This is a genomic window from Neobacillus niacini NBRC 15566 (assembly GCF_001591505.1).
GTDB classification, from domain to species: Bacteria; Bacillota; Bacilli; order Bacillales; family Cytobacillaceae; genus Neobacillus; species Neobacillus niacini.
The window spans coordinates 249850-271829 of sequence record NZ_BCVA01000004.1; the positions used below are offsets into that span (position 1 = coordinate 249850).

27 protein-coding genes and 1 other RNA gene are annotated in these 21980 nt (G+C 36.8%); 20 read left to right on the plus strand and 8 right to left on the minus strand.

Annotation, left to right across the window (positions count from 1 at the left end; all coding sequences use genetic code 11):
• Positions 1-80: 80 nt before the first annotated feature.
• Positions 81-548, plus strand: a complete 468-nt coding sequence (smpB, locus tag BANA01_RS05910) for an SsrA-binding protein SmpB (protein WP_063252074.1) — start codon at positions 81-83, stop codon at positions 546-548.
• Between the two features lie 155 nt (positions 549-703).
• Positions 704-1040: a transfer-messenger RNA gene (gene ssrA, locus BANA01_RS05915) on the plus strand.
• A gap of 337 nt (positions 1041-1377) precedes the next feature.
• Here ssrA and BANA01_RS05920 read toward each other — a convergent pair.
• Positions 1378-1785, minus strand: a complete 408-nt coding sequence (locus tag BANA01_RS05920; RefSeq protein WP_063252076.1) for an LAGLIDADG family homing endonuclease — start codon at positions 1783-1785, stop codon at positions 1378-1380.
• A 307-nt stretch (positions 1786-2092) separates the two neighbouring features.
• Here BANA01_RS05920 and BANA01_RS05925 point away from each other — a divergent pair, with 307 nt between their 5' ends.
• From BANA01_RS05925 to BANA01_RS05935, 3 genes are read left to right on the plus strand one after another with little or no spacing between them, the layout of a single operon-like run.
• The gene (locus tag BANA01_RS05925) at positions 2093-2347 is read left to right on the plus strand and encodes a spore germination protein (protein WP_063252077.1); all 255 of its coding nucleotides are present in this window, start codon (positions 2093-2095) and stop codon (positions 2345-2347) included.
• Positions 2348-2368: 21 nt separating this feature from the next.
• Positions 2369-2611, plus strand: coding sequence for a spore germination protein (locus BANA01_RS05930; protein WP_063252079.1), 243 nt, complete (start codon positions 2369-2371; stop codon positions 2609-2611).
• Positions 2612-2631: 20 nt separating this feature from the next.
• Positions 2632-3060, plus strand: a complete 429-nt coding sequence (locus tag BANA01_RS05935; RefSeq protein WP_063252081.1) for an Hsp20/alpha crystallin family protein — start codon at positions 2632-2634, stop codon at positions 3058-3060.
• A gap of 41 nt (positions 3061-3101) precedes the next feature.
• Here BANA01_RS05935 and BANA01_RS05940 read toward each other — a convergent pair whose 3' ends face one another.
• The 4 genes from BANA01_RS05940 to BANA01_RS05955 form a co-directional block, all read right to left on the minus strand.
• A complete protein-coding gene (locus BANA01_RS05940) occupies positions 3102-3770 on the minus strand; it encodes a spore coat protein (protein ID WP_063252136.1) in 669 nt (222 codons plus the stop codon).
• 336 nt (positions 3771-4106) lie between these two features.
• Positions 4107-5963 carry a vWA domain-containing protein gene (locus tag BANA01_RS05945; protein ID WP_063252082.1) on the minus strand — a complete coding sequence of 619 codons (1857 nt, stop codon included), beginning with the start codon at positions 5961-5963 and terminating at the stop codon, positions 4107-4109.
• 142 nt (positions 5964-6105) lie between these two features.
• A complete protein-coding gene (locus tag BANA01_RS05950; RefSeq protein ID WP_063252084.1) occupies positions 6106-7044 on the minus strand; it encodes a hypothetical protein in 939 nt (312 codons plus the stop codon).
• A gap of 36 nt (positions 7045-7080) precedes the next feature.
• Positions 7081-7410 carry a DUF192 domain-containing protein gene (locus BANA01_RS05955; protein ID WP_063252085.1) on the minus strand — a complete coding sequence of 110 codons (330 nt, stop codon included), beginning with the start codon at positions 7408-7410 and terminating at the stop codon, positions 7081-7083.
• 242 nt (positions 7411-7652) lie between these two features.
• Here BANA01_RS05955 and BANA01_RS29445 point away from each other — a divergent pair, with 242 nt between their 5' ends.
• The 10 genes from BANA01_RS29445 to BANA01_RS06000 all read left to right on the plus strand — a co-directional run bounded on the left by BANA01_RS29445 (position 7653) and on the right by BANA01_RS06000 (position 15177).
• Complete coding sequence (locus BANA01_RS29445; protein WP_157411731.1) at positions 7653-7823, plus strand: Flp family type IVb pilin; 171 nt, start codon at positions 7653-7655, stop codon at positions 7821-7823.
• A gap of 79 nt (positions 7824-7902) precedes the next feature.
• On the plus strand, positions 7903-8409 hold the full coding sequence (locus BANA01_RS05960) for an A24 family peptidase (RefSeq protein WP_063252086.1): 507 nt from the start codon (positions 7903-7905) through the stop codon (positions 8407-8409).
• Entirely contained in the window at positions 8406-8771 is a 366-nt protein-coding gene (locus BANA01_RS05965; protein WP_063252088.1) for a TadE/TadG family type IV pilus assembly protein, read from the plus strand. Before BANA01_RS05960 ends, BANA01_RS05965 begins: the two co-directional genes overlap by 4 nt.
• A 2-nt stretch (positions 8772-8773) precedes the next feature.
• Entirely contained in the window at positions 8774-9739 is a 966-nt protein-coding gene (locus tag BANA01_RS05970) for a pilus assembly protein TadG-related protein (protein WP_063252089.1), read from the plus strand.
• 23 nt (positions 9740-9762) lie between these two features.
• On the plus strand, positions 9763-10389 hold the full coding sequence (gene cpaB, locus BANA01_RS05975) for a Flp pilus assembly protein CpaB (protein ID WP_063252091.1): 627 nt from the start codon (positions 9763-9765) through the stop codon (positions 10387-10389).
• Complete coding sequence (locus BANA01_RS05980; RefSeq protein WP_063252092.1) at positions 10386-11570, plus strand: CpaE/TadZ family protein; 1185 nt, start codon at positions 10386-10388, stop codon at positions 11568-11570. The genes cpaB and BANA01_RS05980 overlap by 4 nt, the downstream gene beginning before the upstream one ends.
• Before the next feature lie 10 nt (positions 11571-11580).
• Complete coding sequence (locus tag BANA01_RS05985) at positions 11581-12924, plus strand: TadA family conjugal transfer-associated ATPase (protein WP_063252094.1); 1344 nt, start codon at positions 11581-11583, stop codon at positions 12922-12924.
• Between the two features lie 2 nt (positions 12925-12926).
• On the plus strand, positions 12927-13889 hold the full coding sequence (locus tag BANA01_RS05990; protein ID WP_063252095.1) for a type II secretion system F family protein: 963 nt from the start codon (positions 12927-12929) through the stop codon (positions 13887-13889).
• 1 nt (position 13890) lies between these two features.
• Positions 13891-14823: a type II secretion system F family protein gene (locus BANA01_RS05995; protein ID WP_063252097.1), complete on the plus strand. Its 933-nt coding sequence runs from the start codon at positions 13891-13893 to the stop codon at positions 14821-14823.
• A 15-nt stretch (positions 14824-14838) separates the two neighbouring features.
• Positions 14839-15177, plus strand: coding sequence for a helix-turn-helix domain-containing protein (locus BANA01_RS06000; protein ID WP_052106314.1), 339 nt, complete (start codon positions 14839-14841; stop codon positions 15175-15177).
• A gap of 33 nt (positions 15178-15210) precedes the next feature.
• Here BANA01_RS06000 and BANA01_RS06005 read toward each other — a convergent pair whose 3' ends face one another.
• Complete coding sequence (locus BANA01_RS06005; RefSeq protein WP_052106315.1) at positions 15211-15852, minus strand: DUF2085 domain-containing protein; 642 nt, start codon at positions 15850-15852, stop codon at positions 15211-15213.
• Between the two features lie 59 nt (positions 15853-15911).
• A complete protein-coding gene (locus tag BANA01_RS06010) occupies positions 15912-16130 on the minus strand; it encodes a hypothetical protein (protein WP_034673935.1) in 219 nt (72 codons plus the stop codon).
• A 238-nt stretch (positions 16131-16368) separates the two neighbouring features.
• Here BANA01_RS06010 and BANA01_RS06015 point away from each other — a divergent pair, with 238 nt between their 5' ends.
• From BANA01_RS06015 to BANA01_RS06025, 3 genes are all read left to right on the plus strand, one after another.
• A complete protein-coding gene (locus BANA01_RS06015; protein ID WP_411834399.1) occupies positions 16369-17376 on the plus strand; it encodes an AI-2E family transporter in 1008 nt (335 codons plus the stop codon).
• A 12-nt stretch (positions 17377-17388) separates the two neighbouring features.
• Positions 17389-17622: a hypothetical protein gene (locus tag BANA01_RS06020; RefSeq protein WP_034673939.1), complete on the plus strand. Its 234-nt coding sequence runs from the start codon at positions 17389-17391 to the stop codon at positions 17620-17622.
• A gap of 136 nt (positions 17623-17758) precedes the next feature.
• Complete coding sequence (locus tag BANA01_RS06025) at positions 17759-18730, plus strand: cation diffusion facilitator family transporter (protein ID WP_063252098.1); 972 nt, start codon at positions 17759-17761, stop codon at positions 18728-18730.
• A 29-nt stretch (positions 18731-18759) separates the two neighbouring features.
• Here BANA01_RS06025 and BANA01_RS06030 read toward each other — a convergent pair whose 3' ends face one another.
• Positions 18760-19272 (minus strand): acyl-CoA thioesterase, encoded by a 513-nt coding sequence (locus tag BANA01_RS06030; protein WP_034673931.1) that lies wholly within the window; start codon positions 19270-19272, stop codon positions 18760-18762.
• Positions 19273-19419: 147 nt separating this feature from the next.
• Here BANA01_RS06030 and nadE point away from each other — a divergent pair, with 147 nt between their 5' ends.
• A complete protein-coding gene (gene nadE, locus BANA01_RS06035; RefSeq protein WP_034673933.1) occupies positions 19420-20241 on the plus strand; it encodes an ammonia-dependent NAD(+) synthetase in 822 nt (273 codons plus the stop codon).
• Positions 20242-20651: 410 nt separating this feature from the next.
• A complete protein-coding gene (locus BANA01_RS06040) occupies positions 20652-21854 on the plus strand; it encodes an MASE3 domain-containing protein (RefSeq protein ID WP_063252100.1) in 1203 nt (400 codons plus the stop codon).
• The last annotated feature ends 126 nt before the right edge of the window (positions 21855-21980 follow it).

The window sequence follows — 21980 nt, forward strand, 5'->3', positions numbered from 1 at the left end:
GGGGGCCTTCTTCTAGGTCCCCTTTCAATTGTTATCAATAACGTTTTCTGCTAAAATAAACCCATGACGAGGTGAGAGACATGCCAAAAGGTGTAGGAAAAGTGGTGGCGCAAAATAAAAAGGCATACCATGATTACTTTATTGAAGAAACATATGAGGCAGGTATCGTTCTTCAAGGTACTGAAATTAAATCAATTCGTGCGGGCAAAGTAAATTTAAAGGATTCCTATGCACGTATCCATAATGGTGAAATGCACTTATTAAATATGCATGTAAGCCCATATGAGCAAGGGAATCGCTACAATCATGATCCTTTGAGACAAAGAAAGCTGTTGCTTCATAAGCGGGAAATTAATAAACTTTTCGGTGAAACTCGAGAAGCAGGTTATGCATTGATTCCTTTAAAAATTTATTTGAAAAATGGGTTTGCAAAGGTTTTATTAGGCTTAGCAAAGGGTAAAAAGAATTATGATAAACGTGAAGTCCTTAAGCAAAAAGAGGCTAAGCGTGATATCGAGCGTGCATTCCGTGATCGTCAGAAAATGTAATGACAAATAATTACAATTGAAAAATCCGCTCAGTGTGTTATAATAAGTTTGTCGCTAAGGAGCGATGATAACTTTTTGCTCAAACTATTGTTGAGCTTCCGACGTCTGCAGCTTGAATCTTTAAGTAGATTTCAGCTCATTTTATATGGGGGCGCTACGGATTCGACAGGGGTAGTTCGAGCTTGGGTTGCGAGTCGAGGGGATCGGCCTCGTTAAAACGTCAACGCCTATAACTGGCAAAACTAACAACAACCTAGCTTTCGCAGCTTAATAACTGCTTAGCTGTTCGCCCCTCCATCGCCTATGTGGTAGGGTAGCGGACTCACTCTTAGTAGGCTACGCCGGAGCTCACCGTCTGAGGGCGAAGGAAGAGAACAACCAGACTAGCTGACCGGACGCCTGTCGATAGGCAAAAGGATCAGTGAATCGCCAATATGTCGACTACACTCGTAGAAGCTTAAGTGCCGATATCTTTGGACGCGGGTTCGATTAGTAACTTAGTCGCCTTATGTGGTAACACATAAGTGAAAATTCGGCTTTATCGGTGAAACCTACGTCGCCAAAATGGTGATAGGGCAATGCCGAGCGGTATGTGGAGTAATCCAACAGCCGTGTATCGACTTATAGGCTGCCATTTTAAATGGTAGTACTAGGATGCGAAATGCTGCCTGCAAGGTAAAAATTATATTTCGCATAATACGCCGAAGGGCCTGTTAACGCAGGTTCAAGATATAGTCAGTGCCATGACGAAAGCATGGAAACGCACGTCCCGCCGTCTCCACCATACATAAGGTGGATTACAGACCAGCATATAAATTGCTGGTCTTTTTTATATTAAAAAAAATGCCTCTTCAAAAGCTAATTTCTGTTCTAATGATTGCGAATTATATTTTCCGTTTCGTGGAGTTACTTTTTCATAATTCTCTATGATCCATTGACATCTGTTTCTCTTTTTATTAACTCTAAGGTATGGTTTAATATTTTTTAATAAAAATAACACGGATTCTTTTTTCTTAATATTTAATGTATATGAGTTTTTATGTTTTTCCGGTCTATAGTTCTTTTTATTATTTATTTTCCCTCCTGTAAGAGCTTGAATATATTCTAAAAGCTCTAAATCTGTGGATGCAATTGAAATGCAGGGCCGACGATGTTCGCCTTCATGCATTCTTGTTAATGAAATTGATCCTTCTCCATCAATTATTCCTGCAATGTAAGCAGATTCCCAGCATTCCATAACTGACTCCTCCAGTTTTTTAAAGTATAAACAAAAACGTATGTTCTTATTTATTATATTGTTTTACAGAAATTAATTCAAATTAATAATAAAAACAAAGGCTATCCTTCTTTAAACTACAGAGGCAAAAATACTTCCCGATAACAATCCGAATTCAAATTAAGATTTGTATCCTACATATTTGGTTGATCTTTTACTTCCTCTAACTAAAGACCGTCTTAACGTTATTTTTGTACAAAGAGTGACATTTAGGCATTTATCCGCATACGCTATTCTAAACCTTTGTAAAGAAAATGAGGGGGATGTTATGCCTTCTATCATCATTAACTTATATAGTTTAAAGATAAATAGCATATCAGGAAATGGTTCTGTAACGATTGGGGAAGCGGCACATAATAGCCATACAGCGAAGAGTAAGGTTCAAGGAGTTAATTCATCCTACGGGGATTTATCTCCAACTGAAGCTAATTTGGAAAACATCCTCATCGATCCTGATGTAAATGATATGACGGATATTGGAAATTCAGATAGTACAAATGTTGGAAGAATCCCAGGTTTCTAATGGGAAGGGGGAGATGAGAGTATGCCTTATCAAATAAATATTTTTAATATAAAGGTCAACGGTGCCACACAGAATGGAAATATTGATATTGGTCCAACCGTCCATAATAGTCACACTTCCAATACCAAATTAATCGCTGCAAATTTTTCTCAAGGAGATTTTTCACCAACCTTCTCGCAAATGAACGCAGGAAATTTAGATACAGATGTTAGTGACCAAGATCAAATTGCGAACCCTTCAATGCCAATCGCAAACCAGGTTTGATGATCTAGAGGTGGGGAAAGATGGATATTGAAAAAATTAGACAATGGCTTGAGATTACGAATGAATATAGAAAAAGCGACTTTTGGTCAAGTGTATTATCTGAAAAAGCTCCTAAAGAATTCTTTTCGAGAGTAAACCGCCATGAGCCCAGGTATGATGTTTACAGAAATCAAACGACTGTATGCTTATTGATTGAATTACCTGGTATTCGGCTAGATCAAATATCACTCAATCTAATATTAAATAAGCAAATTTCAATAAAAACGAAAGTCAATCCTCCGATTTCTAACGAACTGGCAATCATGCAGCAAAGACACTATGGAGAAGTCGAACTTGAAATTGATTTACCTGAACCAACGGAGGCTCATTTATTAACTGTTCAATACCAGGATGGACTTTTATATATTCATTATCCAAGACAGATACAAAATATAAACATAAATCCCTAAGAAAGAAGCTATCCCTCTATTGTGAAGGATAGCTTCTTTTATTAATGCGGCAAATTGTTGTTCATAGAATTTGTCGGCATTTGACCCATCGGTTGTCCCATTCCTTGACCTTGTGCAGGTGCAAATGCATTTCTATATTGATTCATGTCCGTCTCAGCCAGCTGAGGAACTTGATAGTAATGGTGTTTATTTTGATAAATAGAAAGTTCATAACCCATCTCTATGCAATTTGGAATAGAATCAGCCAGCACACGGCGAACAACTGGATTGGATGTTTCTAGCGCTGCCATTGTTTTCATTGAAGCTGATGATTTACACGAAGCTAACATACAGCTTGAAATGTATTCATCATTAATCTCTGAAATGGACTGCCAAGGCTTCTTTGGCTGAGTTGGCTTCATACCATAGATAAAGTCATTCCCTTGGTTCATCATATATTTTGAAGTAGGATGTGAAGGGTTTTGTCCTGTTTTGAAACACTCGACGGTGATGTTGTATTCATCCTGCATAAATTTATATTGGCGATCAAGTATGTCCAATAATTCTGGATCCTTTACATGTTGGCGTAATAGCATGTAGGAATTCATCGTACCGATTGCTGCACTTAATACTTCATTTAAGTCAATTACCTCGTGACCGCCATGATTAAGTTGTGGAGGTACATTCCCTGTATGCATGTTTTGGTGCATTTGTCCTTGTTGGTTTTGCATCATATTCTTCTCCTCCTAATTCAATTGATAATAGCCATATTTATTATGTTTCAATCGGTCATAGTTATTCACCTAAATCATTTGTTCAAAAGATTGTAACGTAATGGTTTTAGAAAAATGAACAACGTCAATACTCACCAGTAGTGAGTAGGAAGTGCGCGTAAAATTGCATGATGAGTTAAAAACTTTTCCATATTTTTACGACCACAAAGGGCTTTTGAAAACCTATATGTCCTCATCTGAAGTGATGAACATTGTAAACTGATAAGTATAAAAAGCATAAGTTTACGAAAAGAGCAAAAAATAAAGAACAAGCGATGAATTAACCGCCTGTTCTTAAGCATGCTTAAGATTCTTCTTCTTTTCCAATCCAATAATTCGAACATAAATAGATTTATTTGCTTCTTTTAAAACAATACGCACAGTATCATTTGGTCTGAACCGTTGATATTCATCTTCAACTGCCACTCCGTTCATTTCAATAACACAGTTTGATTTATTAAAGATTAGTAATGCAAAGTCTGTGAGAGGGATAAAGTTAATTTGGTCAGTTTCGGTGAATTCTTGTGGCAGTTTAAACAGCTGTGGCAGGTTGAATTCTCCCTTAAAGCCTTTTAACTTTTCATTTTTTGCTTCAAAAAGTTCTCCCGTTTCCTCATCTCTTATCTCAATCATAATTTGTCCAAAAAAGCCGACTTTTCTCTTTCTATTACTAAGAGAGAATGTGTAGGCAGGGACAGCTGAGTGTTTAGTTTTTCCTCTCTTTACTTTTTTTCTTTTTTTGAAGTAGGATAACATGAGTGTAACCATTAGAATAGCTGCAAATCCAATCAATCCAACATATGTCCAGGGGAAAGGCTGACCTTCTTTTTCTGGAATGTTCTCTGTTGCTACAGGTACAGCAGCCTTTTGAACAGAAATCTGTTGAACTGGTGTTTCACGAAAAAAACTATTGCCTTCTGCTTTTATCCTCCACTGATAGTTTTCTGAATTCCCGATAATAAATTGTCCTGTATAACCCTGCTGATCAGCTGCTAAAGGGATTTCCTTTGTTTGATTTGTTTCTAAATCCGTTACTAGGAGAGTAGCTTTCATTGTATTATAGAGGTCATTGTTTGAGACTTTTTGCCCATTATCTTCAAAGAATGCCTCAACCTTAATTGTATCGCCTGCTTTATATTTCTTACTCTCAAGCGGGGCGATTGAAAGCTGTAAATCATAGTTAAACACGAAATTAATATCAATTTTATCCGCAGCCACACCTTTAACCTTTAGTGTCCAATCGCCTGGAACCGGACTTATCATCTTTACCATAGAGTAGGATTTAGATTTTGTAAGAGAAATTTTATCGGACGGCAGGATCTGTTCAGTACCAGACGGATCGAACAATTTAATTTCCACAGGTTGGCTGGAGACGAGTGAAAGGTTTGCTTCTAATACATTTGTATTTGGGATTGTAATGGTGACATCCTCAAAATCGCCTTTACCAACAAGCTCATCAACAGGTACAACCTTTAATTTTAAATGGTTGGCAAAAATCTCACTCAGGATTCTTGGCAAATCATCAGCTGAACTTGTTTCAAAAAACTTTCCGTTCGTTGTAGTGGCAATGTTCTGCAGAACATCTTTATTCAATGTTCCATCCTCATTTAGACCAATAACATAGACCGGATAGCCCTTCGTTTTTGCCTCAGTAACTGCAGCATTCAGACCATCAGTGGCTTGTTGGAGTGTATCCCCTTTTTTCTCATCTACGTCATTGTTTCCATCAGCTAGTAATACAATCATCGGACGATAGTCTTTTTCATGGCTGGCGTCTAGAGCTTTAATGGCGTCTTTCAATCCAACGGATATGTCGGTATTTGGATATTGGCCAAGCGAGTCAATAAATGCTTTCAGGTCGATTTTATCTTTCTCCGTCTGCAGTTTCACAAGATCCTTTTTGGCAACCACGTCACCTGCATAAGCAATAAAACCGATTTTATCCCCCTTTAGAGACGACATATCAATAAACATTTTCATCGCTTCGTTACTGATTTTATTTGGGTCACTTGTCAGCATTGATTTACTCACATCTACAACTAGAACCCCTTCAATCCGTGAAGAGGTAACAAATGAATCCTCAGCCCGTACATTCGTCAGTGAGAATAAATAAATGAACATGATAAAACAGACAATTGTTTTTTTGAACACCGGGTAACACCTCCATATTGAAAAATAAACTGTTCTTTATATAAAACAATATTAACATCAAAACGAACATTTTGTATAGAAGGATGTTTCTAAAAAGTGAAAGAGCTGATTTTGGTGGAAAATCAGCTCTTTTTGTACAAAATCAATAATCAAAAAAATTAGGGACAGATGCTGTTCCGGATCCAACAATCCTGTCAGCGTGATAATTCACCACATTATAATTGTATCTAACTACATCCAGTCCAAATTGAGTTTCTGTATACATGGCAATAGGTTCTCCATCATAGACCACCTCTGCGATTTCAGCCTCTGTTGGTACTCCATTTACGAGAGTCACTTTATTGCGGGTAATCACCATTCGATCTGCAGGTTTTAGATTATCATCATAACTAAAATATATCTGCATTTCTCTAGAGTTGAAATCCTGAGTATCCCAGTTTATTTCAATTGTATACGGTGCAGTAACAGGTTCTGAAATCGAAGCAGTAGAGTTACCTTGGCTGACGAGTTCATCCTGATACCATCCTTCTATTTTAATCAGATGGTTCCCAGGCTGAAGGCCAAGTATCGCTGTGGTCTGAGTTGAAGAAGTCGAAGGTGATAGTGTAGTGTTGAGAGTCCCATCTACAAAAATTTTATACTGGTTAGGCGCTAGTCCAGAATTCTGAGTGAACCACGTTAGGTTGACTGAATTATCTGGTTGAACAGTCGATGTAATTTCAATGGGGTTAACAACAATGGCTAGTGTAGACGCTATATGGGCAGCCTTTGCTAGTATCTTGCCATTAGACAAAGCCTCCACAGTATAGCTGTAGCCAGTACCTGAACGTAAACCAGAATCATAAAAACTAGTATTCTTTCCTTCATAAACTTTTAAAGTTCCTCTATAAATAATGTATTTATCAGGAATCTTTTTTGAATTAACCAGTTGGTAGCTCAAACTTATGCTTTTATAGCTGCTAAAGGTGGTGACCTTTAAGCTGGTGGTGTTGCTGCTAACTGGTTTTGCTGCTGAGACTCCATTTAACATCGTAAATAAAGAAATAATTAACAATAATAAAACTCTAGAACTCTTTTTCAATTTCTCCAACACTCCCTAAATTTGGTTTTATTTTTACTATTTAACTTGAAGGATACTTCCAATACGTATTCCTAACTTTTCGGCAGACCCTGCTGGAAGCTCTAAAGTTGAATGTGCTTTCTTTACGGGTTTCGTCATTTTCCAAGGCTGCAAACAATGGTGTAACGCAACAACTTCATTTTGTTCGTTCAAAAGAACGATATCTAGTGGGAACTTCATAAAGAACATATGAACCGCATTACAGGGTACAATCCATAATCCTTCATTCTCTATTGGATCCTTTCGAAACATTAATCCCTTGAATCTCTTGAAAAAGGAATCAGCCATTTCAATAGGATAAGGGATAGTAACTGTCCTTCCTTTCATATAAAAACTCCTTCCATTTTTTAGAATAATACACTGTTCATTATATTAAATAAAAAGTTCTTTTTAAAGAACGAAATAATAAGAGAAAAGGAGAGAAATCGAGAGAAATATAGAAAAGTATGTAAATATTCACTAAAACGAACAAAAATGAACGTTTTCAAATCTTTAAGTTCGTTATATATTTAATTCAAGTTCTAAATATAGAACGTAACAAAAACTAAAAAATAGTAGGAGGAAACAAAATGAACATGTTAAAGAGATTATGGAAAGAAGAAGACGGGCAAGGGCTAACAGAATACGGGCTAATTGTTGGGTTAGTCGCAGTTATGGGAGCCGGGATTACTCTTTTATTCGGAGACGAAATTAATAAGTTATTCACAAGAGTAGGCCAAAAAATAGCAGCTCTATTATAGGAGTAGATAAAGATTGTCTCTCAGCCCTGCTTATCATTTTTGAGGAGCAGGGTTTCCTTTATAACTGAGGAGGATTAGAATGTTAAATTTTATCTTATTAATAGTTCTTATTATTTGTGTAGTAACCGATGTTAAATCCCGAAAAATATTTAATATTATTACTCTACCAGCTATTGTCGCCGGTTTTACATATTATTTATTTACCAATGGTTTAGGAGGTTTTCTATATAGTGGAAAAGGTTTTTTAGTTGGTTTCTCACTTTTATTAATTCCATTTATGATGGGTGGAATTGGAGCAGGTGATGTAAAACTATTAGCCGCTGTTGGGGCAATCAAAGGAGTCAATTTTGTATTTTATAACTTTATATTTGCAGCCATTGTTGGGGGAGCAATTGCTTTTTTTATTATGCTGCGTCGAAGAGAATTAAAAAGCTTTTTTATGAGGATGTTTTATTCTTTATTATTTATTAAAGCAAACGAAGGATCATTAAATCTTGATAAGACAGACCTTTCTCCTACTATTCCATATGGGGTTCCTATTGCAATTGGTGCATTATGCACATACGCACTAGGGGGGATATTATGAAGTCAGAAAAAGGGCAATCTATTGTTGAAACTGCACTCATGGTGCCGATTTTATTGTTATTTTTGTTTGGAATATTGGACTTTGGAAGAATGCTTTACACCATCCTAACACTTGACCATGCTGGAAGAGAAGCAGCAAGGTTGGCGAGTGTTCATTCTACAGATGCGGATATTAAGGGCAGAGTTAATTATTACGTAACTGGTGTAAAAACAATTAATATAACCCCAGGGGAAGGCAGCCGCAAAACTGGAGATGAAGTTACAATTTATTTGGAGTATGATTTCAATTTTATTACGCCTTTAGCGGATACAATTGCTTCTCCGATGGAATTAACAAATACAACGGTCATGAGGATGGAATAAATATGAAAATATTTTTTATAAATAATATGAAAAATTTATGGAAAAGTCAGCAAGGATCCTCAATGGTGCTAGTCGCTAGTTTATTGATATTTATATGCGGTATTTCTGCTCTCGTTGTTGATATAGGTACTATCTATGTAGAAAAGGGAAATTTGCAAAAGACACTGGATGCAGCTGCATTAGCAGGTGCGAGCGAACTAATGGTAAGCGAAAATAAAGCTGAAAATACAGCTATTGATATAGCTAGCAAAAATAATTTAACTATTACAGCTTCAGATATAGATACAGCGTCCAACTTTATTGAAATCAAGAAAACGGTTAAGGCAGATCTCACATTTGCAAGAATAGTTGGAATAGAAACTATGGATGTACCTGCCATTGCAAAAGCCCAATTAAAAGGGGGGCTGTCAGGAAGAGAAGGGATTGTTCCAGTGGCTATTCCTAGAGATAAGCTTCCCGACCCTTCTGACCCGTTTCCTGAATTCCCCTTGAATTTTCAGCCTGGGAAGGGAAATGATGAAGAAAACTCATCGATAAAAGGAAACTTTGGTTATTTATCTATTGATGGTACCGGCGGAAATGTTTTACGTAACAATATTATAAATGGCGCTGATTTGGAAGTTTCTGAAGAAATGTACGAATATACACAAACTGGCCTTAGCTGGGGGAATGTAAAATCAGGGTTCCAAGAAAGGATTAACCAAGATTTATCAAATCCAGATTGTTCAAAGTATGAAACTGCGGACAGCTCTTGTAGCAGAGTAATTCTTGTACCAATTGTTGAAAGTTTTACTGATGTTAGTGGTAAAACAATGGTAGAAATAACTGGTTTTGCCTCAGTTTGGATTTCCAAAATTACAGGGCATACTGTACAAACACAATTTATAGAAACAATTACATTTGGGGAGTTTGAAGACCTTACTGGAGCAGATAATTATCATGTCTTTGGTGTAGCTCTTGTCAAATAGGCTGTTGGATGGAGGAGGAAGGTATGAACACTAAAAAAGTCTGGATGATTTCCTTAATCTTAGGATTAATGGTGGCAGGTATTGTTTATATATCAATATTTGCAAAAGACAATACCACGGCTCCTGCTAGCGGATCAGTTAGCCAGGAACAGGATGATAAGAAAGATGATGTTAAGTCTGACGAAGAAATAGAAAAAGAAAAACAGACTGAAAAAGATAAAGCACTAGTAAGGGAGTTCGTTAATCCAATTGTGGATGTAAGTACAGGAAAAAGAGCGATTTCAATAAGAGTAGATTTAGCACCGGGAGTTTCGGGCTACACAGCTCCAAATTCAATGGTCGATGTGATAGCCTATGAAACTACAAAAGATGAAGCTACCAAAAAGGAATTTAAATCAGCAGTGTTAGTCCTTGAAAACGTAAAGGTATTAACCTCTGGCAAATCTTCAGACCCTAAGGAAAACGCTCTTAACTATGAAACGGTTACTTTAGAAGTAACAGTTGAAGAAGGTGTCATGCTCAGCCTAGCTTCTAGAGACAAGGACGGATTCTATTTAATGTTAAGAAACACAGAAGATACGGAAAAAGGTAAAGCCGGCTATAAGCAGACACGAGAAGTGATTAAAGAGGAGGCTGAAGAGAAGAAATGAGCATAAACTGGATTTATTTTTCTGATACGAAAACCTCTCCAGGTGAAATCAAAACACTTCTAGAGAAGGACCATTCCCAATTAACTGCAACCTTCCAACTAGAAAGACTTCATGCCCTCTTAGGGGAGAATAATCAATCAGTACTCTTTTTAAAAGCAGGTTCTCTTTTCAACGTCTATGAACTTTCACAAGAAATTTCGGCACTTTACCCGCATGCATACATTATTTTAATTGTTCAGGAAGGCATGGAGGATCTAAAAAAAGCTATGCAGATGGGGGCATCAGATACACTAAGAACTACCTTTAACGAGGAAGAACTTTCTGAGGCCATTCTTCACGCTAGGAAATTCATGAGACATCGAGCCAAAATGGATCATAATCCTATCAATCTGCCAAAAGCAGAAGGCAAAGTATTTGCTATTTCCAGCCCAAAGGGTGGTGTAGGAAAAACATCTCTAACAATAAATCTCGCAGTCTCGTTTGCTAAGCTGGGGAAAAAGGTTGCAATTATTGATGGAAACCTTCAATTTGGTGATGTTGCGATGTACTGTAATTTAAAACCGAAAAGGACAATTTATGAGTGGGTTAAAGAAAGCTATGGACGAGATCATTATCCCATCAGCCACTATATGACAAGCAGTGAATACGATGTTTCAATCCTTGCTGCACCACAGAGGCCAGAATTTTTTGAAGGAATTTCAGAGCACCATATAAAGAGTGCCATCGAAGAAATAAAGAAGCAATTTGATATCATTTTAATTGATATGTCGACTTATTTATCTGATATTCACTTACGTTGCCTTGATTTAGCAGACGAAATTCTGTTACTTACTACGAATGAACTTTCAGTTATGAGACTAACTCAGCTTTATCTAGAAACCATAGAGACTATTAATTTAAAAAATAAGGTTAAGCTCATTTTGAATCGGTATCAAAAAGGTCAAAGTCTCGAGGTTAAAAAGATCGAGGAAATCTTTGGCTTAAATGTGTATCACATCCTGCCTGACCAATCAACGGTTGTACTGGCAGCAATTAACGCTGGGTATCCGTTTATCCTCTCTCATTCACGCAGCCATATCGGGAAGTCTGTCTTAAAACTTTCAGAGGCACTGTTTGTAAAAAACAATGACGAGATAGCAGTGGTAAAAAAGGATAAACGTTGGAATCTACTGCGAAAGTGAGGCGAAGAATATGTCACTATTTAAACGATTTATAGAAGAAAATAGCAATACCACTGCTGCCAAAACAGTCTCAGAAATTCCTATTGTAGAAAAGTCACAAGAGTTTTGGGTTATTGAGGCTGACCTCCATAATTACCTTTTGGAAGAACTGAAAAAATATCCTGTACAAAATAAACAACAAGAGAATGAAAAATTAGAGGAATTAGCTGAGGAATTTTTTGAACAAGAGGGTACAAGATTGACCTTTGAAGAAAAGAAAGATCTTCTCCATTATGTAAAAGACGAATTGCTTGCTTATGGGCCGATTACCCCTTTGTTGGAGAATCCGGTCGTCAGTGAGGTTATGGTTAATAGCTACAATGAAGTTTACTACGAGAAGAACGGTAAGGTTTATCGAAGTAATGTCAATTTCATCGATAATCAGCATGTTATGCGGGTGATTGAGCGGATTGTATCACCAATTGGTCGCCGTGTGGACGAAAGTTCACCAATGGTGGATGCCCGACTTCCTGATGGCTCGCGTGTAAATGCGATTATTCCTCCGCTGGCACTTAAGGGTCCAAGTTTAACAATCAGAAAATTTTCCGAAACACCATTTACAATTAAAGACTTAACCAATTTCAATACACTGGATGAAAAGATGGCGGAATTTCTTGAGATTTGTGTTAAATCAAAGCTTAATATCTTTATTAGCGGCGGGACAGGATCAGGAAAAACCTCGACATTAAACGTATTATCATCCTTTATTCCTAATGATGAGCGGATTGTAACCATCGAGGATGCAGCAGAGCTTAAGCTCGAACAGGAGCATATTGTTGCGCTTGAATCTCGTCCGCCAAATATTGAGGGAAAGGGTCAAATTACCATCCGTGATTTAGTTCGTAATGCGCTGCGGATGCGTCCTGACCGTATTGTAGTCGGTGAGGTGCGGGGAGCAGAGGCGTTGGATATGCTTCAAGCAATGAACACGGGTCATGATGGCAGCTTGAGTACAGGGCATGCCAATTCTCCACGAGATATTCTTTCTCGATTGGAAACAATGGTATTAATGGCAGGATATGAACTTCCTGTAAAAGCAATCCGTGAGCAGATTGCCAATGCCATTAACTTAATTGTCCACCAATCTAGGATGAAGGATGGAACGAGGAAAATCACCCATATAACAGAAGTACTCGGATTGGAAGGGGAAACGATTGTTCTTCAAGACCTTTTTGTGTTTAAAGAAACACACCATTCTATTGATGGCCGAATAGAGGGGAAATTCCTGAGTACCGGTATTCGTCCAAAATTCACAGAGCTGCTAGAAATAAATGGTTTTCAGTTACCAGCATCATGGTTTATTGGGGAGTGGTAAAAATGAAATCATTGATAACGATTCTACTACTATTCATTGCAGCTAGTGGTACTATTTTTCTCTTATTAGTAAGTTTTGTAGAAAAGAGAAGGATTAAGCAAAGAATAAACGAGTTTTTACCTTCTCCAGAGCAAATAAAAGTTCCAAATGAACGCCAAAAGAAGTCATCTGTCAGTAATCAGTTAGTAAAAAAAATGGCCGCTATTTTCAAGAATGTTCAATTTAATGAAAGTACAGAAAAGCTGTTGCTCGAAGCAGGCAGTAAATTGAAACCCGAAGATTTTTTTGCGCTTAGGCTTCTCACTTCTGCAGGCACTGGTTTATTAGGATTACTTTTAGGAATACCATGGTATCTTAATATGGTTTTAGTATTCATTGGCTTTGCAATACCTAAAATTGTTTTGAAACGTAAAAGAAAGAAACGTTTGGCATTTGTAAACTATCAATTGATTGAAGTGTTGGGAATGATGGCAAATTCTATGCGGGCAGGGTTTAGCTTTATGCAGGCCATGCAGTTGGTTGGAAAAGAAATACCTGACCCACTAGGTCCTGAATTTGAGCGGGTAATCCGCCAGGCGGGATTAGGGGTTTCCTTGGAAGATGTGTTCGAAGAAATGGAGAAACGCCTGCCAAATAAGGAACTAGAAGTTGTTATTCGGGCTATCCTTGCTCAAAGAAGGAGCGGGGGCAACCTGGCTGAACTGCTGGAAACCATGGAAGAAACAATCAGAGGAAGAGTTCGAATTCTTGAAGAATTGAATACACTTACTGCGCAGGGCAGAATGTCTTCTTGGATTATTACGTTACTCCCAGTTGGTTTAGGATTGTACTTAGCATTGGTAAACCGTGAATATTTTTCACCAATGCTTGAGCACCCATTGGGTTGGATGATGTTATTCCTTGCCTCTGTTTCTATTATCATTGGCTGGGTGGTTATTCAAAAAATCATCCGAATTGAGGTGTAATATGTTAGATATTATTCTATTAATTTTACTGGCCGGGTTTGCGACCTCACTTATAGCAGCTATTTTGCTAACCATTTTTAAAAAGCAAATTGCCTTTACCGAACGGGTAAACAAATTTTTTTCAGAACCACAAAAAAAGCAGACAGAAGAATCCCTAGAGGACAAAAATAGAAAAAGTATAAAAATAGCTATGGAGACCTATTGGAATAAAGGAACCGAACTGTTATATAAAAGGGTTTCCGCAGCGGAGAGGAAAAAATTAGATTTGCTTCTTAGAGATGCTGGCTACCCTTTTAAATCTGCCATTGATTTTAGGTTGTTCCAAATTGTCCTTAGTTTAGGTTTATGTTTACCGATTTTCTTTTTTGTTCTTCCTAGTTCAGATAACAAACTGTTAACCTGGGTTATGATGTTAACATTGATAATGTTAGGCTTTAGATTTCCAATCTTCTACCTCGGTAAGAAAAAGACCGCAAGAATCAAAGCCATTAATGTCTCTATGGCAGATTTCTTTGATACCGTAAATCTATTGCTTGAGGCTGGAATGGGGCTAGATTTGGCCCTGCTTGAAGTTTCGAAAAAGATTAAAGGACCACTAGCCGATGAATTTATACAAACTTTAGAAGATATGAAGCTAGGAAAATCAAGAAGAGAAGCCTTTTATGCCCTTCGAAAACGTGTACCATCTGATTCCTTCCAAAGCATTATAACCTCACTAATCCAGGCAGATCAACTCGGAATTGGCATGGCAAAAGTGTTAGGAAACTTAACAGTACGTATCCGTGAACAGCGACGAGAAGCTGCCCGTGAGCAGGCGATGAAAGCACCCGTTAAAATGCTTTTTCCAATGGTGTTTTTCATTTTTCCGTCATTATTTATTGTAATTTTAGGACCGTTGGCAATTACGCTGATCACAAAAGGACTAGGCGGCTGAGTTGGGAGTGATTTGATGGATGGAAGTATACTTAAAATATTGAGAATAGAAAAAGGATTATCTTTAAGCAAACTTAGTGAACAAACGGGTATTTCAAAATCATACTTAAGTTTAATCGAACGGAATATTCAAAGTAACCCAAGTTTAGAGATACTTGAAAAATTAGCAGAAACGCTTGATGTTGCAGTGGAGGAATTAGTTCGGAGGGAAAAAGAGGAGAAACCATTATTCTGTAATGGGTCCTTACAAATAAAAAGTAAACTCAAGTTGGAGATTGAATTGTCTGATGATCAATTAACGTCTGAGAAATTAAATCAAATCAAGCAATTAATTGAAGCACTTCATTCCGAATAATAATCCGCTCCTAGAGACTGGGAGCGGATTATTTTATAGAGTGAGAGACAGTATCCATTCATGTACCATTGATAGTATGGAAAGGAGTGCCAAACTGACAATAATTGAAAAGAAAGACTTAAAACGTCTACTGTGAACAAACTGAAAAAGAAAGGAGGCCAATAGACCAAACCATCCGATGATAGAAAAGGCAATAAAACAATCAAGAATTAAATGAGATGGTTGTCCTAAATAAAAGAGTCCGCCCAAAAAGACACTCACCAACAGTGGGACTAAAAAATCTATACTGCTGCTTACTACTGATTTACTCTCATAATCAAGCGACCTTTTCGAGAGCAGAGGATAGATAAAATATGGCAATACGAGACCAAAGGAAATACCGGTCAACAATCGCCGTAGATTATTCGATCCGAAAAAGTGTGAGTAGGAACCAAGTCCATCAATTATTAATGGAATAAGCAATAATAAAAGAAAAAAGCTTATCTTTACAGTCGGTATCGTAATGCACTGCTTCCTTTTTGTAAAATGCAAATAAATGAATGTAGAAAAAATACCAATATAAATGCCAGTATCCCTAGCACACACAGCAAGTGCTTCCCCGGAAACAAGGAGCGATCGTTCCTCCAATTGATGACAAATAGCTCTCCCAAAAAAATGCAATAATTCATGCAACAAACAAATCACTCCAATTTAATAGGAACCCAATTCAAAAAGATGAATTGGGTTCTTTCTAGTTAATACGTCATAAATGCTGGGACGATAGACAAGGCAGAAGCGGCAAACCAGCAAATACAACTCAGTACAATGGAGACAATACCAACGATTAAACAGGTTTTCCCGATAGCTTTCTTGCCTAAGTCTTGATCATTCATCCAAACAATTCCGAGGATAATGCCCACTACAGGTATAATAAAGGACAAAATGTATAAAAGTGCTCTTTGACCTCCCGACAACTAAATCCCCTCCGTTTAAAAAAATGCCATACATATTAAATTCCATGCTCTTTGAATATGTATGATTGGAAGAAGAAGATTTTGCCTGTCTATGTATGAAATTTACTCAAAGTTTCCTGTTACTAAAGTCTGCATTTTTTTCATAAAAGATTGAGACTTAAAAGTAACAATCATGTACTTATTTGTTATAATAAAATTAATACATCGTACTTTAAGACATAAAAATGGGGTTTGGTAAATTCATATGATAAATAAACTAATACAAAGCAGCGGTTTTAAAAGAATTTCTATTTTTGTCTTACTCGCATTAGTTCTATATGCATTAAAAGATATGATCAACTTAATTCTATTTACGTTTATTTTCACCTTTTTAATGGATCGGTTAGTAATATTCTTGAACCGAAAGATACCACTTAATCGAAAAATACTTGTGGTTGCATCGTATTCCACTATTGTAGGTCTTCTCTCCTACGGTCTTGTGAAGTATTTACCAATGATTGTTGGTGAAATAACCGCATTAATTAAACAAATTACAGCATTCTATACCCAAAAGCATGACAATATTATTTTAAATTATTTGGTTAGCAGACTTGAGGAAATCCAAATTTCGAATTATTTGGAGAGAGGCTTTACCTTTTTAATTGCCTATTTTACAGATATTAGTACCTTTGGTTTGCAAATCCTTATTGCTCTTTTAATGAGCTTATTTTACTTATTAGAAAAACCTCGTTTGATAGAATTTACGAAAAAGTTTAAAACAAGTAAAGTTGCTTCAATCTATGCAGAAATAGAATTCTTTTCACTAAAATTTGTCGGTACGTTTGGGAAGGTAATCGAAGCGCAATTAATTATTGCGGTCGTTAACTGTATTCTGACTACCATTGCATTATGGATTTTTGGCTTCCCGCAATTGGGCGGACTGTCCATCATGATTCTATTCTTAGGACTGATTCCTGTTGCAGGGGTAATTATTTCTTTAATTCCACTCGTTATCATAGGGTATAGCATCGGCGGAATTATGACTGTGTTATATGTATTTATTGCCATTATGATTATCCATGCAATCGAAGCCTATATTTTGAATCCAAATTTAATGTCATCTAAAACAAATTTACCGGTTTTCTATACATTCCTAGTATTAATCTTTTCAGAACATTTCTTCGGGGTTTGGGGCTTAATCATTGGTATTCCAGTCTTTGTTTTCATTTTGGATGTTTTAGAAGTAACAGATCATAAGAAAGTTTAGAAGGTGATTATAATGAGCGAATGCAAACTGGATCATTCACAGGAAGATGTTAGAAACAAGTATGAATCGCAAGAGGCATTTCTTCCTGAAGACATGAAGCTATTATTTGAACAATTTTTCGCCAAGGAACATACACAAGATTTATTAAATGAAGTGTTTCATCTGCTAAAGAAATATGACCTCGCTACCGAAGAAGACAGGGATGAGAGAAATAACCGATTATATTTGGTTTTGAAAAACGTTTAACAGCTTAAACCCCCAGCAATGGGGGTTTTTTGTTTTGGAAAAATCTATCTTAATAGGAAAGCGGCTATGTTCATGAAAATCCCTTTTTTTGAAAATAGTAAAGATATCTAAAAAAGAAGGGGAAAGAAGGGGTACGATGGGAGAATTATTTAGATTATTAAGAAAAGGTAATAAATCTGCATTGGTTGCTGCGATTGTTAACACGATTATTTCCATTGCTAAAGGAGTTGCTTATACGTTTACTGGGAACGTAGCAATGTTTGCTGAAACGATGCATAGTCTGGGCGATGCCGCAAACCAGTTTTTTGTTTTTGTAGGATCTGCCTTAAGCAAAAAGTCACCAACCAATCGCTTCCCAAATGGCTTTGGGCGATTGGTAAACTTAGTCCTATTGGGCGCTGTATTAATCGTTGGTATTATGGCTTTTGAAACCATCCGTGAAGGGTATCATCATATTCTTCACCCTGCTGAATCCGAAGGGTTCTTAATTAATGTAGGTGTTCTCGCATTTGCCCTCATACTGGAGTTATATGTTCTTTATAAGGCAATGAAGGAAGTCATGCATGAAGTTGGTGAACCAGCAAGTGGCCCAAGTGTGTTTTTTAAGAGTTTTGCCCACCTAGGCAGGGCTAAGCCAGCTACAAAATTAGTGTTCTTGGAAGATTTAGTCGCAACAAGCGGGGGCTTACTCGCGATTTTAGCTGTAGTGATTTCTCATTTTACACATATCCATTGGATTGAAGGAGCTGCTTCAATTCTCATTGGTTTAATGATGTTCTTCGTTGTCGGTCGAGTCTTTTTGGATAACGCTGCGGGTGTTCTTGGCAGGGCAGATGAGGAAATGGAAGAAAAGATCGGTCAATTAGTGATGTCAGACCCTGATGTTAAGGATATCCAAGATCTTGCTGTAATCAAAGAGGGAGAGGATTTACATGTTGAATTAGAAATTGAAATTGATCCTAGTCTGACTATCGCAGCTGCTGATGATATTAAGGATCGCTTACAAGAGAAAATCATGGCAGAAAAAGGTGTTGTCGATGTGACCATTGAGTTTGATGAAGAAGATGGAGTGACGACTTGGAAAAGTGAATCTACAGATAATAAATAAGATAGGCTAGCTAAAATAGCAGCCTATCTTTATTCCCATGGTTTTTCGGTTGTAAAGTAACTCGCAAGTTCCTTACTGTTTTTTCGATGTTCTTTCCGTTTTTCGGCTCTATCCTTACCTGTTTCAAACAGCTTTTTTTCCTCTTCTGTTTCTGGAATAATACCTGGAACTTTTGTTGGTTTACCATCATCATCCAACGCAACAAAGGTTAAAAAAGCGGTGGCAGCAATTTTTCGATTACCTGTTATTAGATTTTCTGCAATCACTTTGACGAAAACCTCCATTGAACTCGTTCCTGTATAGGTAACGAAAGATTCAATACATACAGAGTCCTGCTGAGTAATCGGACTTAAAAAATCAACAGAGTCTGTCGATGCGGTAACAACTTCTTTTCTTGCATGTCGTACAGCGGAAATCGAGGCAACCATGTCCATATCACTCATTAACTTGCCCCCAAATAAGGTGTTATGATTGTTTACATCGTTCGGAAAAATTCTGCCTGTTCGAACGACTCGTGATTCATTACATGTTTTTGCGTCCATTTTTTCCTCCATGACCTAAGATAAATGTATTTTAAACTAGAATTATAATACATAATCATGTAAATGAAAAAGAATAGAGTTTAGAAATAGAGCGAACAATAAGTAATTATGATAAATTACATATAGGATACAAAGGATGGAGGTTAAATGACTATGCAAAAAGAAATTATGCAGACATTAAATGTGAAACCTGAGATTAATCCAAAAGAAGAGATTCAAACTCGAATTCAATTTTTGAAAGACTATTTGTTAAAAACAAAAGCGAAAGGGTATGTGCTGGGAATTAGCGGTGGACAGGATTCAACGCTTGCTGGACGACTCGTTCAATTGGCAGTCGAAGAACTTCGTCAAGAAGGAACCAATGCATTATTTATTGCAGTTCGTTTACCTTATGGAGTTCAGCAGGATGAAGAGGATGCAAAACGTGCCCTAAGCTTCATCCGTGCAGACCGTGAGTATAGTTTCAATATACAAGGTGCGGTGGATGCGGTTCAAGCTGAGTATGATTCTGTTACGAATGAAGAGCCTTTAAGTGATTACCACAAAGGAAATGTGAAGGCAAGAATGAGAATGATTGCGCAATATGCCTTTGGGGGAATGGAAGGCCTGCTTGTCATCGGTACTGACCATGCAGCTGAAGCTGTTACAGGTTTTTATACCAAATATGGTGACGGCGGAGCGGACGTCCTGCCTTTAAGCGGATTAACGAAACGCCAAGGCAAAGCTTTGTTAAAAGAACTAGGTGCAGAGGAGAGGCTTTATTTAAAAGTACCTACTGCTGATTTACTGGATAAAAAGCCAGGACAAGCGGATGAGACAGAATTAGGCATTACCTATGATGACCTTGATGATTACCTGGAAGGAAAACCTGTTTCAAAAGACGTTGCTGAAAAAATTGAACAGCGTTATAAGGCAACAGAACATAAACGTCAGCTGCCAGCTTCTATGTTTGATCAATGGTGGAAGTAAAGAGAAGGGAGTACACCCTTCTTTTTTATTTGGATCGGTTTTATTAGAATGTTGATTTCCAAGAGTTTGAAAATAAACGAAAAAAGTCCGGCTAATTTAGGGAATACCCATATTTTCATAAGAATAAAGGAGTTTTTTCCGTTTATAGTAGCTGAATCTATGAATTTCGACTAATTTAGGGCAGTTAATCGGAATATCTCCTCTTAAAACATCTTCTTAGGCTCCACTATATACATTAGTAGGAAATTCTCCGTCTATGCATTCTCAAACCTATACACGAGAATTAACAATCAATAATTACATAGCCTTCTTTTTTAAAAATTCATAAAAATGATACAATTCACCCGATTATTTTTGCAGGCTGGTTTTATAATTATAGATAAAACCATTGTAAAAAGGGTGTGGAAAATATGAGTGAAAAAATGACGGAAACGAAATTTCTTGTCTATACTGTAAGTGCCATTTTATTATTAATGATGGTTCGTATTTTCCTGTCACAAATGTATACCATCTATGATCAAAAAAACTATGTAGGCATACATTCCCTGTTAGAGATTGTTTGTATAGCGATATCAGTAACTATATTTCTTTATGGTTTAAAAAATTTTGGCACAACGAGATCCATTCGTATGCTGCTATTGGCATTTACCTTTTTTGTAGTAGGAATGTTTGATTTATTCCACACTCTTTCATTTAAAGGAATGCCTTTTTTTATTACAGCTAGTTCCGTTCAAAAAGCAACCTGGTTTTGGATTATAGGAAGGGTCATTCAGTCGATTTTAATGCTCTCCCTCTTACTCATTCCAGAAAGAAAAGTAAAAAGGGATTATCGATTCGTATCATTGATTTTTGGAATAAGCCTGACTAGTATTATCGGGTATATAATCTTTGCCTTTGAAAAGGTTCTTCCCTTGCTGGTGATTGAGGGAAAAGGAACTACTTTATTAAAGAATGGTTTGGAATATGGTGTAAGCTTCATATTATTTATCTCGTTAATGGTCTCCCTCTATCAGTATTATCTAGAAAAACAAAACGATAACTTATACTTTGCATTGGCCTTTGTCTTCTTACTATTAACAGAATTAATTTTTACCATTTATCAAAGTGTTTTTGATTTAGATAATTTCCTAGGACACATTTATAAAGTTTTTGGTTTTTACTTTATATTGAAGGGCTTTTACTTCACTGAATTTATTCACACCAACGAACAAGAAGTTGAACAGAAATCCATGTCTAATTATCCCGGATTATTCTTTCGGTTAGAGAAGCAAGTCAGCCAGTATGTTTGTAAAGCCATAGATGGTGAATTGACGCAGCGAATATGTTATCACCAAGAAGAAGTCATCGGAAGACCGATATCGGAAATCCTTCCATCCGCGGATGATTCTATAAATAATTATTGTCATTTATCGAAGAAGCTTCAAGAAGGTTTCACCTTTGAGATGGTTTTTCAGGATAAGGATTTGTTAATTTCAATAAAATCTTCTGTTGACGAAAACGGTCAAGAGGTTATACTCGGAACGGCTATAGACTTGACGGGAGTATTTCCGCGAAGGGTCAATCCAAAGCAAAAAAGGCTAGATGAAAATATAAATTTCAAAAAAGTAATGTAATCAACTCAGGATTACCTTGCTTTTTTTTTGTTTAAAATAATAATTTGAGATAATTTTTCCATTGACTGTGCGGTATGGGACTCTTATTATTATTACGTTACTATAATAATTATTCGTATTAATCCG